General features: G+C 42.6%; 13 protein-coding genes. 10 read left to right on the top strand and 3 right to left on the bottom strand.

Features of this window, described 5'->3' with window-relative positions; genetic code table 11:
• Positions 1-909, bottom strand: a complete 909-nt coding sequence (locus tag HGJ91_RS09965; RefSeq protein WP_291347593.1) for a diguanylate cyclase — start codon at positions 907-909, stop codon at positions 1-3.
• Positions 906-4,544, bottom strand: a complete 3,639-nt coding sequence (locus HGJ91_RS09960; RefSeq protein WP_291347592.1) for a PAS domain-containing hybrid sensor histidine kinase/response regulator — start codon at positions 4,542-4,544, stop codon at positions 906-908. The genes HGJ91_RS09965 and HGJ91_RS09960 overlap by 4 nt, the downstream gene beginning before the upstream one ends.
• Before the next feature lie 134 nt (positions 4,545-4,678).
• On the opposite strand from HGJ91_RS09960, the gene ilvN reads away from it, so the two are divergent.
• From ilvN to moaA, 10 genes are all read left to right on the top strand, one after another.
• Positions 4,679-5,176: an acetolactate synthase small subunit gene (ilvN, locus tag HGJ91_RS09955; protein ID WP_291347591.1), complete on the top strand. Its 498-nt coding sequence runs from the start codon at positions 4,679-4,681 to the stop codon at positions 5,174-5,176.
• Positions 5,173-6,579 carry an L-seryl-tRNA(Sec) selenium transferase gene (gene selA / locus HGJ91_RS09950; protein ID WP_291347590.1) on the top strand — a complete coding sequence of 469 codons (1,407 nt, stop codon included), beginning with the start codon at positions 5,173-5,175 and terminating at the stop codon, positions 6,577-6,579. Before ilvN ends, selA begins: the two co-directional genes overlap by 4 nt.
• Positions 6,576-7,799 carry a hypothetical protein gene (locus HGJ91_RS09945; RefSeq protein WP_291347589.1) on the top strand — a complete coding sequence of 408 codons (1,224 nt, stop codon included), beginning with the start codon at positions 6,576-6,578 and terminating at the stop codon, positions 7,797-7,799. Before selA ends, HGJ91_RS09945 begins: the two co-directional genes overlap by 4 nt.
• Before the next feature lie 27 nt (positions 7,800-7,826).
• A complete protein-coding gene (locus HGJ91_RS09940) occupies positions 7,827-8,396 on the top strand; it encodes an SIS domain-containing protein (protein ID WP_291347588.1) in 570 nt (189 codons plus the stop codon).
• Entirely contained in the window at positions 8,389-9,333 is a 945-nt protein-coding gene (locus HGJ91_RS09935) for a hypothetical protein (RefSeq protein WP_291347587.1), read from the top strand. The genes HGJ91_RS09940 and HGJ91_RS09935 overlap by 8 nt, the downstream gene beginning before the upstream one ends.
• A gap of 145 nt (positions 9,334-9,478) precedes the next feature.
• Positions 9,479-9,847, top strand: coding sequence for a cytoplasmic protein (locus tag HGJ91_RS09930; protein ID WP_291347586.1), 369 nt, complete (start codon positions 9,479-9,481; stop codon positions 9,845-9,847).
• 168 nt (positions 9,848-10,015) lie between these two features.
• Entirely contained in the window at positions 10,016-10,258 is a 243-nt protein-coding gene (locus HGJ91_RS09925; RefSeq protein ID WP_291347585.1) for a zinc ribbon domain-containing protein, read from the top strand.
• 6 nt (positions 10,259-10,264) lie between these two features.
• Positions 10,265-11,197 (top strand): hydroxymethylbilane synthase, encoded by a 933-nt coding sequence (gene hemC / locus HGJ91_RS09920; RefSeq protein ID WP_291347584.1) that lies wholly within the window; start codon positions 10,265-10,267, stop codon positions 11,195-11,197.
• The gene (gene cobA / locus HGJ91_RS09915) at positions 11,187-12,719 is read left to right on the top strand and encodes a uroporphyrinogen-III C-methyltransferase (protein ID WP_291347583.1); all 1,533 of its coding nucleotides are present in this window, start codon (positions 11,187-11,189) and stop codon (positions 12,717-12,719) included. The genes hemC and cobA overlap by 11 nt, the downstream gene beginning before the upstream one ends.
• A gap of 2 nt (positions 12,720-12,721) precedes the next feature.
• Positions 12,722-13,705 (top strand): GTP 3',8-cyclase MoaA, encoded by a 984-nt coding sequence (gene moaA, locus HGJ91_RS09910; RefSeq protein ID WP_291347582.1) that lies wholly within the window; start codon positions 12,722-12,724, stop codon positions 13,703-13,705.
• On the opposite strand, the gene HGJ91_RS09905 is transcribed toward moaA, so the two are convergent.
• Complete coding sequence (locus HGJ91_RS09905) at positions 13,706-14,758, bottom strand: AI-2E family transporter (protein WP_291347581.1); 1,053 nt, start codon at positions 14,756-14,758, stop codon at positions 13,706-13,708.
• Between the last annotated feature and the right edge of the window lie 12 nt (positions 14,759-14,770).

Here is a 14,770-nt window from a genome sequence, read left to right as displayed (position 1 = left end):
CTATATATTATCTGCATAAACAACGCTGTCTCGTCCCGTTTTCTTGGCATGGTATAAGGCCGTATCTGCTGTTGCCAGCAAGACGTCAGAATTTTCAACACCCGTATATCGGGCCACCCCGATACTGACAGTAATGGGGACACTCCCTTTTTCAGTGGAGATTTCACTGCTACGAACGTACTCACAGATCCGTTCAAACATGACGTCTTGTTTTAACCCTTTAGATCCAGAAGCCACAATCAGAAATTCTTCACCCCCAATCCGGCCCACATGGTCATTTAACCGCAACTTGTCCGTGACCAATCGAGTAAAAGCAATTAATACCTCATCACCAATTTGATGGCCATAGGTATCATTCACCTTTTTAAAATGATCAAGATCACACAACCCAACGCACAGACCGGTTTTTTCCCGTTTTCCCCTTGCGATTTCTTTTTCCAGCAGTTCCATAATTGCTCGACGGTTGTAAATATTCGTCAAAAGATCATGCATGGCTTCATATTTCAATTTTTTATATGCATCGGAAAGGTTGAATTGGAGCTTTACCATCCGTTTGCCAACATTGATTCTGGCTCGCAGCTCTTGAGCATCATAGGGTTTTGAAATAAAATCGTTTGCACCAGCTTCAAGGGCCTTGACGATATCCTTTTTCTCATCTTTTGACGTCAGGACAATCAGGTAGGGTGGATTGGAGGTGCCGATTTCACGTATCCTTTGACAAACCTCAATCCCGTTCATTTCAGGCATTTGCCAGTCAAGGATGGCAAGCTTAGGCGCATCTTTAGATTGCATGATATCCCATGCTTCTTTCCCATTGCATGCCAAAACCAGGGTAAATCCCCATTTTTTTAAAACTGACTCCAACATGATCCGGGAAGTTTTGTCATCTTCGGCAATCAATATTTTCATCGGATCATTTCCTCCATTATCACTTTCAATTGATCAAATGCTTCTTCCAATTGGGGCACAAGAAGGATAAGCATATCTAAATCCCCGACTTTCCCGGCTGTCTCGATGTCATACGCAATTTTTCTGAGGGTATCTGCCCCTACATTGCCGGCTGCGCCTTTGATTAGATGTCCCTGTTTTCCTGCATCCCCTGTATTTTTTTGATCGATAAACTTTATGAGCGCACCCATCTGCCTGGGTATGTCATCCAGAAAACTTAAGATGACCGTTTCGGCCAGTTTCGTGTCCCCCATCACCCGTTCCATCAGGGCATCTTTATCAAATACCCTCAGATTGATTCCCCCGTTTGTTTCCGGGTTCAGTGTGTTGCCAGGCTCTGAAGCCAAAGGATCCGATGCCGCCTTCTCCATAGGTAACCAGCGTTCTATGGCTTCCAAAAAAAGTTTTGCATCTACCGGTTTAGAGACATAGTCATCCATACCGACTGAAATGCATTTATCTCGATCTTTTTTCATGGCGTGAGCGGTCATTGCGATAATGGGTATTCTTTTTTTACCGGATTCAAATTCTTTTTTTCGAATTTGACGTGTGGCTTCAAAACCGTCCATTTCCGGCATCTGCACATCCATTAAAACAAGATTATAAAAAGAGTCTTCAAGTGCTTTTACTGCATGGACACCATTTAATACCGTCTTTACACCAATAAAACCAAACTTTTTTAAGAGGCCTGTGGCGACCTGCTGATTTGTAATGTTATCTTCGGCCAGGAGGATACGAATATTCTTTCTTTGCATTTCCCGAACCGTGTGTCGGGTGATAATGGCACTTTCCTGTAGGGGTTTGGAATCACCGGATATAATAGTTGACAGGCAGTCAAACAGCTCTGAATGACCCACCGGTTTCATTAAATAAGCTGCAAATCCTGCTTTTTCAAATAATTTGGCATCACCCACCTGCCCCATTGAGGTCATCATGATCAGGTGAACTGATTTGAGGTTATCATCTGCTTTAATGACCTTACCTAATGACAGACCGTCCATTCCAGGCATCTGCATATCTAAAATAGCAACTTGAAAGGGATCTTTTTCAATGTCTGCCTGATAGAATTTACGCAGGGCGTCAGACCCATCCACTGCATCTTTTACCCTGCACCCCCAGGAACCTAACTGGCCCTGAAGTATGTCACGGTTGGTCTCATTGTCATCCACCACCAGGATGTGGCATCCCTTCATGTCAGGTATATGCACCGGCATGACAGGATGTTCGGGTTCTTCCTGTTTCTTAAAACACGCTGTAAACCAAAATTCAGATCCTTTGTCAACTTCACTGTTTATGCCAATTTTGCCCCCCATCATTTCACACAGTTTTTTGGAGATGGTCAGGCCCAGACCCGTGCCCCCGAATTTCCGGGTAGTAGAAGCATCTGCCTGTCTAAAACTTTGAAAGAGCAAGTCCTGCTTTTCTTCAGGGATCCCGATACCGGTATCTTTTACGGAGAATAAAAGTTTAACCTCTTTTGGGGTCTCTTTTTCCAGGTACGACCGAACTGAAATTTCTCCTTTAGCAGTAAATTTGACAGCATTGCCCACAAGGTTGGTAAGAATCTGCCGAAGCCGTCCGGGGTCACCCCGGATCAGGGCAGGCATGTCCGGGGATGCGGCGCAAATAAATTCCAGGTTCTTTTTCTGAATCCGAAAAGACATCATGGACGCAAAATCATCAAGCAGGGAACGCAGGTCAAAATCGATGACTTCCATCTCAAGCTTGCCGGCTTCTATTTTTGAAAAATCAAGGATATCGTTAACCACGGTTAAGAGGGATTCTCCACTGTTCTGCACAATGTTGGCATAATGCCGCTGGTCATTGGTAAGAACTGTATCCAGTAAAAGACCGGCCATCCCAAGGACGCCGTTTAAAGGGGTGCGGATTTCATGGCTCATGTTGGCAAGAAATTCACTTTTGGCAGCGTTGGCAATTTCAGCTCTTTGCGCCATCATGTTTGCCTGTTCAATTGCTTTTTCAAGCTCCTGGTTCATCTGGTTTAATTCATCCTGTGCTCGTTTTTCCCGGGTGATGTCCTGAAAATTAACCACAATGCCGTCGGGCTTGTCATGGATATCCAGAAGCCGTGCTGCACCGATCCGGACGGCAATCGTACGGCCGCTTCTGGTTTTCCGCTCTGTCTCAAATCCGGACAGGCCCTTCCCTTTTAGAACCTCGGCTACGACTTTTTTCGCTACTGAATTTTCTTTATCCGGAACAAAGTCGATCCGGTGACCCACAAGCTCGTCCGAACTCCATCCAAACACACGGGTAAAAGCAGGATTAAGGTATGACACCTTCCCTTTTACATCATATACCAGCACCGGGTCTACAATGGTTTCCATCAAAGTCCGAAGCCTTTCTTCGCTTTCTCTCAGTGCTTCCTCGATTTTCCTGCGTTGTGTAACATCTGTCAGCACAGAAATTTTTCGATCCTTTAAAAAAGTAGATCTGAATTCTATATATTTTGACTGACCATCTTTACACCTGATCTTGAATTCTCGATGCTTTCCCCGATATGAATGATTGTTGTCATTGGTCCATACTTCAGAAACCTTCTTTCGATACTTTTTATCTGGATACGCTTTCTTGAACCAGTCTTCTTTGGTGGCAATATCTTCAAGCGTATATCCTGTAATTTTTGTAAAAAAAGGATTTACATAGCGATATTTACCATGGCTGCCAATCAATGCAATTCCATGGGGCGTGCTTTCAAGAATTGTCGAAAGGGTTTCTTTCTCTTTTTGTCGGGCTTTTTCTTCCTTTCTGCGATGGGTGATATCCCGCCAGATAGTATGAATTTTCCGGTTGCCTTCCTGGTTGGAGATTGTCGTTAGAAGAACCTCTACAGGAAAAACTTCTCCATTTGCTCTGGTGTGATCCCATTCAAACAAGTGGCTGCCATTTTTCAACGCAAGATCCAGCATTCTTTTTGCTTTTACGAAAGAGTTTTCACCATCCGGCTGATTGTCCGGGGAAAGTTCCGAAGGATGGGTTTTAAGAAATTCTGTTTTGTTTTTATACCCCAGCATATCCACTGCTGACTGGTTGCAGTCAACAAATTTTTCATTTTCGATTATCAAAATAGCATCTTTGGATTTTTCAAACAGGATACGATATTTTTCCTCACTTTCGACAAGCGCCTGTTCGGTCTGTTTTTGCTCAGTGATGTCATTTCCTGAACTTAAAGATCCAACAATATCACCATTTGAATTTTTAAAGATAGCGTTGTGCCAGGCAATAATACGCTTTGTTCCATTTTTTCTTAACACTGTATTTTCATAATACTCAATCGGTTCGATAGCACCTGCCATCAATTGATGATAAACCGTTAGAACTTCTTTTTGAAACCGTTCCGGCACACAGGTTTTAACCCAGTTTTTACCCACAAGTTCTTCTCTCTGATAACCCAGAATTTCCAAGCCGTATTCATTAATGAGCGTGATATTCCCTTCTTTATCAAGGGCAACAAATAAGACCCTGGCAATAGAAAGATATTTTCGGGCCTGGTAGTCACTGCTATGCCTGAAAACCTGCTGTTCTAATTCTTTTACCCTGCGCTCCAGTGCTTCGTAACTTAATTTTTTTTTCATACAAGAATACCCTGCATTAAAAAGTGAAAAATGACGTATTCTCTCCTATAGTCTGGTGAGAGGGTTTAGTCAACAATCTCGTCAGTTTATTCTTAGCTTTACAAATCCGGCAATCATTGATACTGATTCAAATTATGAATCAGGAAAAATACATACTTACCATGCTGGTAGAAAACGAACCCGGTGTAACCGCCAGAATTGCAGGACTTTTTGCCGGACGGGGCTATAATATTGAAACCATCTGCGGTGCCCCTACAGCCAATCCAAAAATGTCCAGAATCACCATTACAACGAAAGCCACTCCACTCCAGCTCGAACAATGCAAAAAACAGATTAAGCGCCTTGTGAATGTCATTAAACTCAGAAACATGACAGGAGAAAAAGCTGTAAAACGTGAAATGGCCCTTGTCTGTATTAAATTAACGCCTGAAACCCGGGAAAAAATAAAGAAGATTATCACAGACTACGACGGTCGCATAATGGATGAGGGGCAGCACTATTATATTTTCGAAGCAACCGGCAATGAAGACACGATTGATGACCTTCTTGCCCTGCTTGAACCGTTTGGCATCAAGAAACTTGCAAGATCAGGAGTACTGGCTCTTTATAAAGAATCCAAGGGGGAGAAATGACCCGTTCGGATAAGCATGAAAGCCTCAAGAATTTGCCAGGTGTTGATCATATTCTGGAACTTGTAAAAAAGGATGATCGCTTCCTTGATATCCCCCGAAGTGTGATTCTTGATTCCGTAAGATCCGCCCTGGAAAATATAAGAAAAAATATTCTGGCAGATATTGAAACACCCATAACCGATGACACCATCCTTATGAAGATGCAACTCATTGCAAAAGAGAAGATCCGACCCAGACTTGTTAGTGTCATCAATGCCACCGGCGTAGTTCTCCACACCAATCTCGGCCGGGCTCTTTTATGTGACGATGCATTGAAAAATATAACAAGTGTTGCCCAATCCTATTCCAACCTTGAGCTGAAAATTAAAACCGGAAAAAGAGGAATTCGATATGAAGCAGTGGATGAACTGATCTGTGAATTGACCGGTGCCCAAAGTGCCATTGCAGTAAACAATAATGCCGGTGCTGTTTTACTGGCGTTAAACACCATTGCAGAAGACACACAAGTTGTTGTATCCAGAGGCGAGCTTGTTGAAATCGGCGGATCTTTCAGAGTACCGGATGTGATGTCAAAAAGCGGGTGCATCTTAAAGGAAGTGGGTACCACAAACCGGACGCATCTCAAGGATTATGAAAATGCCATATCGGATAACACAGGGCTTTTTTTAAAAGTTCATGCCAGTAATTATAAAATTGAAGGCTTTACAGCCAGTGTTGCCTTAAAAGACCTGGTATTACTTGGAAAAAATACAAACATCCCGGTTATGGAAGACCTTGGATCCGGAACCTTAATTGATTTCTCAAAATACGGTCTTCCCCCGGAACCCACAGTTGCAGATTCTGTTCGTTCCGGCGCAGATGTTGTAACATTCAGCGGAGACAAACTTTTGGGGGGTCCTCAAACCGGAATCATTGTCGGACGAAAAGAAACCATTGATCAAATCAAAAAAAATCCTTTAACCCGGGCCCTGAGAGTTGACAAGCTGACCCTTGCAGCCCTTGAATCCACATTAAAACTTTACAGAGATGAGGAAAAAGCCGTCCGGGAAATACCCACCTTAAAAATGCTGACCCTGTCCTTTAAAGATATTTGTGAAAAAGCCACCCTGTTATTCAAAACTATTAAGGGTGATATCGGATCTCTGGCTGATTTTGATTTTGCGGACCTGAATTCAAGACCGGGAGGCGGATCATTTCCCGATCTGAATCTTCCGACCCGGTGTATCACTATTCAGCCTAAAAACATGTCGGTATCCAAACTTGAAATCAACATGCGCCTGGCAACACCGGCCATCATCGGCAGGATAGAAAATAATAAATATATTTTGGATCCCAGAACAATTCAAAACGGCCAGGAAGCAATCATCTCTTCAACCTTAGCCAAAGTACTGGTAAAAAAATGACAAGTAAATTCTCTTCAAAAGAAATTCATTTTCTAAAAACCGATTCTGCCGATTCCAACTTCAACCCGCCTGAAACCTATTTTAGTGATCTTCTTTGGACAAAAACGGTCCAGATTAAAGCCTTTGAGAAAAGACTTTCAGAAACAAAAATCCCTGGAGAAAAATTTTTTATTGCCGTGATCCAGATTTCATCGGATGTATCAGACTCCATTCAAAAAAAAGCAACCAATACGTTTGAAGCCACCTTTAACTCATTTCTGAATAATAAAAGAGGACTCTGGGAAAACTTAGACAAAACTTCCTTTGTCCTGGCATTCTGGGACTATGATAGTGAAAAAAAAGCCTCTCAGCTGATTGTTGCACTAAAAAATAAAATATCAACTGCCCTTAAAGCAGATATTCTTATGGGTGTGGCAAAATTCCCCTGTCATGACTTTTCAAAATCTCAAACCTTTTCCAACGCCCTCAAAGCCATAGATCATGCTGCCTTTTTCACACCAGCCACTCTGACCCATTTTAATGCCACATCATTAAATATCAGCGGAGATCGACTTTATCAGCTGAATAAATCTGATATGGCAATCATAGAATATGAAAAAGGCCTTGAAATAGACTCCAATGATATTAACCTGATCAACAGCCTCGGGGTCTGTTTCGGTGTCATGGGGAACCTTGATAAGGCAAAACTTGAATTCAAAAAAGCCATGGCGATTAACCCCAATGAACTTTTGGTAATTTATAATATCGGCCTTCTTTATCAAATTGAAGGTGATCTTGACAAAGCGATCATCTATTTACGAAAAGCCCACGGCATTGATCCTTGTCTTTTTGAAGTTGAACTTCTCCTTGGGCATTTGCTCATAAAAAAAGAACTTCTGGACCAGGCCATGCCGCATCTGGAAACGGCCGGCCGGATAAATCCGAAATCAGGCCTGGCGTTCAGAATGAAAGGTGAAATTTATCTTGATAAAAATCTTCCTGAAAAAGCAGGGAAGGAATTTAACAAGGCCATTAAGCTTAATCCTTCTGATGCAGTTTCTTTGTCAGGATATGCAAAATCTCTGGAGCTTCAGGAAAAAAATCTGAATATCGCTCTTACCTTTGCGAAAAACAGTATTACCTTTGAACCGGACAATAAACTGTTCAAGGAAAGATTAAAAATTATCCAGGGAAAAATTGAAGGCACAACTTCTCACAAAGAAAAAAATAAAATAGCATAATTAACCTATTCAAAAGAATAAATAATCATGAAAAAACTGATTCAACAATCTGTTGAAGAGAGTATCAAAGCAAAAAAAGAATTTTTCGCCGGGAATATTGAAAAAATAGAAGCCTGTGCATCCATGATGGCCCTCACACTAAAAAAAGGCAGGAAAATACTCTTATTCGGAAATGGCGGCAGTGCAGCAGACTGCCAGCATATTGCCGCTGAATTTGTCAACAGATTCCAGATGGAAAGAAGACCGCTGCCGGCTCTTGCGCTTACCACGGACACATCCATTATCACCAGTATAGGTAATGATTATTCCTATGATGATATCTTTTTCAAACAACTCCAGGCTTTCGGGAAAAAAGGAGATATTGCCCTTGGCATCTCAACTTCAGGTAATTCTCCAAATATCATAAAAGCGGTTCGGGAAGCAAAACAACTGGGGCTTTCCATTATTGGTTTCTCAGGAAACAAGGGCAAATTAAAGGAATTGAGCGATTTCCCCTTTTGTGTTGATTCGAGTACCACAGCAAGAATACAGGAAGTTCATATTCTTCTGGCTCACATTTTGTGTGACCTTACAGAAAGGATTCTTTTCAATGAGTGATCCATTTAAACCCTTAGATTACAGCAAGCTTAAAACCTATTCCATCAAGGACAGACACAGCAAAGTTGATATAAAGGATTTTTCAACACCATGGGAAAAAGGAAGTTGCCTTTCAGCATTTCTTGATACCCTGCCATCCATCCTGGCCGGCAATGATCTTCGCTGTGTCATAAAGGCTATCAGCCTTGCTGCCAAAAACAAAAACCAGGTCTGTTTTGCCATGGGCGGCCATGTCATAAAAACAGGCATGTCTCCCATTGTAATTGATCTGATGGAAAAAAATGTTTTCACCCTGGTCTCCATGAACGGGGCCGGCATTATCCATGACCTTGAAATTGCCATGACGGGAAGAACATCGGAAGATGTGGCACAATCCCTTGGCAATGGCAGCTTTGGCATGGCAAAAGAGACATCAGCTTTTCTCAATCAGGCCATCAAAAATGCTAAAAAACAATCCATTGGACTGGGAAAAGCAGTGGGAGACATGATTCTCAAAGAAAACCTCAAATACAAACATCTGAGCCTGACAGCAAAAGGGTGCGCCCTTGATATCCCGGTCACCGTTCATGTAGCCATTGGTACGGATATCATCCACATGCATCCTGATTTTGATGCAGGGGCCTGTGGAGAAGCGTCCCATTATGATTTCAAGTTGTTTGCCTCAAAAATCACTGATCTGGAAAAAGGGGTGTTTATCAATGCCGGCTCTGCTGTCATCCTGCCGGAAATATTTTTAAAGGCTGTCACCCTGGTCAGAAATCTCGGGCATCCGCTGGATGATTTTACAACGGTTAATCTTGATTTTATCCGCCATTACAGGCCCATGACCAATGTGGTGAACCGCCCTACCCTTGGAAAAGGAAAAGGTTACAGCATTGTCGGGCATCATGAAATCCTGATTCCTTTGATTGCCGCCGGCGTGATTGAATCCCTGTAAAAAAACATGGTGAAAAAATTCGGCGTGCCTGTTAGAAAGATGAATCTTTCCTTGCGCTCATTTTGTAAACACGTTAAGAATGCCAAAGAATCCTGATAAAAACGGTCAGGATTCTTTTTTTTAAATTTAAGAATGGAGACATACTATGAAGAGTACCGGCGGACAACCTGTCAGCTTGAATTTTACCGTGGACAAAAACAACCTCTATCGTGAAGAATCTATCACAGACCTCAAGATCGCCAACATACAGCGGCTGGTACCTGTACATCTTGACGAATCAGAAGACAGCAGCAGAGAAACCATTTTTCTGGGAAGAACCCAGCTTAGCACTCCCCAGGGCCCTGTGCCCATACAGGCAAAACTTGCGGCCAAAACACTTGAAGAGGCCATGGACATATTCCCGAAAGCTATGGAAGCTGAAACCCAGAAGGTAGTGGAGAGTTTTAGACAGATGCAGGAACAGCAGAAAAAGGAAAAAGAATCAAGAATTATTATGCCGGGAATGAATAATTGATCTTTATAATTTCCAGCAATATAAGCTGGGTTATAAATTGATAGTAAAACCTTTTTTCAATTTACAAGAGATCCCCCTGAAGGCATAAAAATACTGACTTGAAAATCCTCAATTAAATCCTTATATTGGTTTGTTTAAATAAATCAGAAAAAAGATAGGGTTAAAAAAATGCCAATCTATGAATATAAATGCAACCATTGTGGAGAAAACTTTGAGGCCCTTGTTATGGGGGGCTCAACACCTGAATGTCCGTCATGTGACAGCCAGGACCTATCCCGGCTGATGTCTGCCTGCGGATTTATTTCAAAATCATCCGGGCCTTCCGGTGAAACTCAAGTCAAATCATCAGCGGGTTCCTCAGCATGCGGCAGCTGCTCATCTACCAACTGTTCTTCCTGCGGGGTTGGATAAGCTTCCATGAAAAAAAAAATACGTATTGGTACCAGGGGAAGTAAGCTTGCTTTGTGGCAGGCCAATTTTATCAAATCAGAAATCGAACGTCTTTTCCCTGTCCTTGATGTTGAATTGAATATCATTAAAACAACCGGTGACAGGATCACGGACCGACCCCTTGCCCTGGTGGGGGGGAAAGGCCTGTTTGTCAAGGAGATCGAGAATGCGCTCTTAAACAGCGATATCGATCTTGCTGTTCACAGTATGAAGGACATGCCGGGTGAACTTCCTGAAGGCCTTGTGATAGGCGCTATCCCTGAAAGAGAAAACCCGTTTGATGTTCTCATTTCAAAAGACAATTATTTGTTGGCTGATTATAAAAAGGGGGCTAAAATCGGCACTTCAAGTCTCAGGCGTGCCTCCCAGATTAAACATATCAGGCCGGATGTCACCATTGAATCCATCCGGGGTAATTTAGACACCCGGATCAAAAAACTGAAATCCGGTGACTATGATGCCATTGTGCTGGCGGCAGCGGGTCTTCGGCGTCTGGGACAGAAAAACGAGATCACCGAATACCTGGATGAAACGATTATGCTGCCGGCTGTGGGACAGGGAGCGCTTTGTATCGAAACCAGAGAAAATGATGATGATATTGCCCCTATAATGAAAAAACTCGACCATTCTGACACCCGGATCTGTGTGACAGGAGAACGGGCATTTTTAAAACAGATAGAAGGCTCCTGCCATATCCCGGTGGCCTGTTTCGGCAAAATTACAGGCAATGAAGTGGTACTGACTGCGGTTGTCGCCTCGGTCGACGGTAAAGCGTTAATTAAAGAACAAATTGTTTCCCCGATGGATAAAGTGGAAAGCCATGGTCAGGCGCTAGCCGACCAGGTCCTTGAAAAAGGCGGGAAAAGAATACTGGAGAGTTTGAATTCAAATGAAGGATAAGACGGGCACGGTATATCTGATTGGGGCCGGTCCGGGTGATCCGGGCCTTTTAACCATTAAGGCAAAAGACTGTATCGAACATGCAGACGTTGTGGTCTATGATTATCTTGCATCTCCTTTTTTACTGGATTATGCCAAAAGCGATGCCCAGATTATTTATGTGGGTAAAAAAGGCGGGGACCACACCCTTTCCCAGAATAAAATCAACCTGTTGCTGGTGGACAAGGCCAAACAGGGGTTTGATGTGGCCAGGCTGAAAGGCGGTGATCCATTCGTATTCGGCCGGGGTGGTGAAGAGGCCCAGATGCTTTTGAGCCACGGGGTGCCCTATGAAGTGATCCCAGGTGTTACCTCGGCTATTGCCGCCCCTGCCTATGCAGGAATTCCGGTGACCCACAGGGATCATACCTCTTTTGTATCCTTTATTACCGGGCATGAAGATCCCACAAAAAAAGATACCTCCATGCAATGGGACGTATATGCCAAATCCAATGCCACCCTTGTGTTTTTAATGGGGGTTAAAAACCTTGAAAATATTGTAAAAAATCTGATTAAACATGGCAAACCTTCAGACACACCGGTTGCCCTGGTCAGATGGGGCACTACTGCCAGGCAGCAGACCGTCACAGGAACCCTTGAAAATATTGCTGAGCGTGTTAAACAGGCAAATCTTAAATCACCGGCTATTATTGTTATCGGTCATGTGGTCTCGTTAAGGGATGAGCTTTCATGGTTCGATAAAAGGCCCTTATTTGGGAAACGAATTGTGATTACCAGAGCCCGCGCCCAGTCAAGCGGCCTTGTGTCAACGCTTTCAAAACTTGGAGCCCTGTGCATTGAAATTCCAACCATTCAAATTGCTCCGCCTGAAGATACAGCCCCTTTAAAAGAATCCATTAAAAATATAAAAAATTATGACTGGCTTATCTTTACCAGTGTCAATGGTGTTAAATACTTTTTTGATACCTTATTTGATATGGGCAAAGATGTGAGAGCATTGGGACACCTTAAATTTGCATGTATCGGCCCTGTGACAAAGGAACGGTTAAAAGATTACGGCATTATCAGTGATATCCTGCCTGAAACCTACAGGGCTGAAAGTGTGATTGATGCCTTTTCAACCCTTGGAATAAAGGATAAAAAGGTATTGCTGCCAAGGGCAAAACTAGCCAGAACCATCCTGCCTGAAGAATTGACAAAAATGGGGGCGCGCCTTGATGAAGTTACCGCCTATGAAACCCGGCTCAATGCTGATGGAAAAGAAGAGTTGATCTCACTTTTGGAAAACAATGAAATTGACGCCATAACCTTCACAAGTTCTTCCACGGTATCCAATTTTATATCACTGCTTGAATTAAAAGAGGCCAAAAAACTTCTAAAAAATGTGGTGACGGCCTCTATCGGGCCTATCACGTCCGACACGGCAAGATCCTTTGATATTGAACCTGACATTGAAGCTAAAGAGTATACCATTCAAGGTCTTGTGGATTCTTTGTTGACTTACTATGAAAGCAGAAAATAAAAATGATTGCCAGTAACCGCACCATTAATTATCTCCGCATCTCAGTTACTGACCGGTGTAACTTCAGGTGTCTATATTGTGTACCCTCTTCCCCGTTCTCAGTGATTGAACATAAAAAAATTGCCCGGTACGAGGAAATTTTGCGAATCACAAAACTTGCCTGCGAACTTGGCATAACAAAAGTCAGAATTACCGGAGGAGAACCTTTTGTAAGAAAGGATATCTTTTCATTCCTGAATCGGTTGTGTGCCATTGAAAACCTCAAGGACATTTCCATTACTACCAATGGGGCATTGTTGACCCGGAAAAAAATAGAACAGCTGACCTCTTTTGGTATCAAACGGCTCAATTTCAGCCTGGATACCCTGGACCCTGTTAAATTTTCTCAGATCACAGGCAGGGATAGGTTCAAACAGGTTTGGGAATCCATTTTTGCTTCCCATGAACTGGGAATATCCCCTGTAAAAATCAATGCTGTCATTTTAAGGGGGATTAATGATGATGAAATTGAAAATCTTACCGCCTTGACATTAAAATATCCATTTCATATCCGGTTCATCGAATACATGCCCATGGGCAATTCTGCAGTCGAAAAACAACAGCAGATATTAACCCAGGAAATTAGAGAAAAAATCGAATCCAGATTTGGAAAACTTGTGCCTGTAGAAAGAACTTTCAATGATGGCCCTGCAAAAAAATTCCAAATTTCAGGCGCCAGGGGAATTGTGGGTTTTATTACTCCGATCAGTTCTCATTTCTGTAGTGAGTGCAATAGGTTAAGACTGACATCAAGGGGGACACTACGCCCCTGCCTCTTAAATAACTATGAAAAAAATATTTTAAATCCGCTTCGGAATGGTGCGTCTGATGATGAGTTAAAAAAAATTATCCTTTCTGCACTGACAAAGAAACCAGCCTTTCACGGGTTAACTGATCAGTCCTCCGAAAACATACCCATCAGTCATATGACATCTATTGGCGGATAATTATTGATTTTTTGCCCGAAGCAGTCTGGAAGCCTCCTTGTTTGACCCCAATAAGACAGACAGCCATTTTGTGGATTCCCTCCCACCCAGAGCAATTTTGACGCCCATGGTCAAGGGAACGGAAAGCAGCATACCCACCGGTCCCAGCACCCATCCCCAAAAAGCCAGAGATAAAAATACCACCAGGGCGGAAAGTCCGGTCCCCTGCCCCATGACCTTGGGTTCAATCACACTTCCCACCAGTATGTTTACAATTAAAAAACCCAAGGAAGCAATGCCGGCAGCCAATGGCCCCAACTGGATGAGGGTAAGGAGAACAGCCGGAACAGCAGCAATGATAGAACCGATATTGGGAATATAATTTAATAAAAATGCAAACACACCCCACATGACGGGAAAATCGACTCCCTGAACAGCCAGCCAGATAAAAATCACAATTCCTGTAGCAAGACTGGTGAGAGTTTTTATTCCCAAATACTTGTTCACGCCGGCTGTAATTTCAGCATATTTTTTAAGATCTGTATTTTTATCATTTAAAATAGCCCGCAATTTATTGGGAAATCCGGCAGCCTCTGAAAGAATAAAAATAAAAGTTAAAAAAATAAAAAATGTATTGGTCAGAACACCTCCCATCCCATTCAGTGTGTTTGCAACAAGTTTAAGAATATGGCTTGGATTAAATATTTCGGTCAGTTTTTCTATTTCAAGTTCAACACCATACCTTGACAAAAATTGCAAACTTTCAAAGGTCAAAATTTTTAACCGCTCCTGATAAAAAGGAATATTGCGTGAAAAATCTGCTATTGATGAAGAAACAAGTGTCACTAAAAGCATTTGTATGGCTATCACACCCAGCATCAGGATAAGGATGCCGACAAGGCTTGGAATACCTTTTTTTTGCATCCAGAACAATGGGGGCACACAAATAATGGATAAAAATACAGCCAATAAAAGGGGGACAACAAGCACTGCAGCAGTTTTCATTCCGGCAACGACAATAACAAATGCAGCAAACTTAATCAGGGGACTATTGCGATAAGGCATTACTTCCATAATGATGATACC

The sequence above is a fragment of the Desulfobacula sp. genome (genome assembly GCF_014237455.1).
Classification (GTDB): domain Bacteria; phylum Desulfobacterota; class Desulfobacteria; order Desulfobacterales; family Desulfobacteraceae; genus Desulfobacula.
This window is presented reverse-complemented; position numbering and strand designations above follow the sequence as displayed.

Bases quoted from the DNA above. Each gene is read 5' to 3' on its own strand.
- HGJ91_RS09965 (WP_291347593.1), bottom strand. From the start codon at position 909: ATGAAAATATTGATTGCCGAAGATGACAAAACTTCCCGGATCATGTTG.
- HGJ91_RS09960 (WP_291347592.1), bottom strand. From the start codon at position 4,544: ATGAAAAAAAAATTAAGTTACGAAGCACTGGAGCGCAGGGTAAAAGAA.
- ilvN (WP_291347591.1), top strand. From the start codon at position 4,679: ATGAATCAGGAAAAATACATACTTACCATGCTGGTAGAAAACGAACCC.
- selA (WP_291347590.1), top strand. From the start codon at position 5,173: ATGACCCGTTCGGATAAGCATGAAAGCCTCAAGAATTTGCCAGGTGTT.
- HGJ91_RS09945 (WP_291347589.1), top strand. From the start codon at position 6,576: ATGACAAGTAAATTCTCTTCAAAAGAAATTCATTTTCTAAAAACCGAT.
- HGJ91_RS09940 (WP_291347588.1), top strand. From the start codon at position 7,827: ATGAAAAAACTGATTCAACAATCTGTTGAAGAGAGTATCAAAGCAAAA.
- HGJ91_RS09935 (WP_291347587.1), top strand. From the start codon at position 8,389: ATGAGTGATCCATTTAAACCCTTAGATTACAGCAAGCTTAAAACCTAT.
- HGJ91_RS09930 (WP_291347586.1), top strand. From the start codon at position 9,479: ATGAAGAGTACCGGCGGACAACCTGTCAGCTTGAATTTTACCGTGGAC.
- HGJ91_RS09925 (WP_291347585.1), top strand. From the start codon at position 10,016: ATGCCAATCTATGAATATAAATGCAACCATTGTGGAGAAAACTTTGAG.
- hemC (WP_291347584.1), top strand. From the start codon at position 10,265: ATGAAAAAAAAAATACGTATTGGTACCAGGGGAAGTAAGCTTGCTTTG.
- cobA (WP_291347583.1), top strand. From the start codon at position 11,187: ATGAAGGATAAGACGGGCACGGTATATCTGATTGGGGCCGGTCCGGGT.
- moaA (WP_291347582.1), top strand. From the start codon at position 12,722: ATGATTGCCAGTAACCGCACCATTAATTATCTCCGCATCTCAGTTACT.
- HGJ91_RS09905 (WP_291347581.1), bottom strand. From the start codon at position 14,758: ATGGAAGTAATGCCTTATCGCAATAGTCCCCTGATTAAGTTTGCTGCA.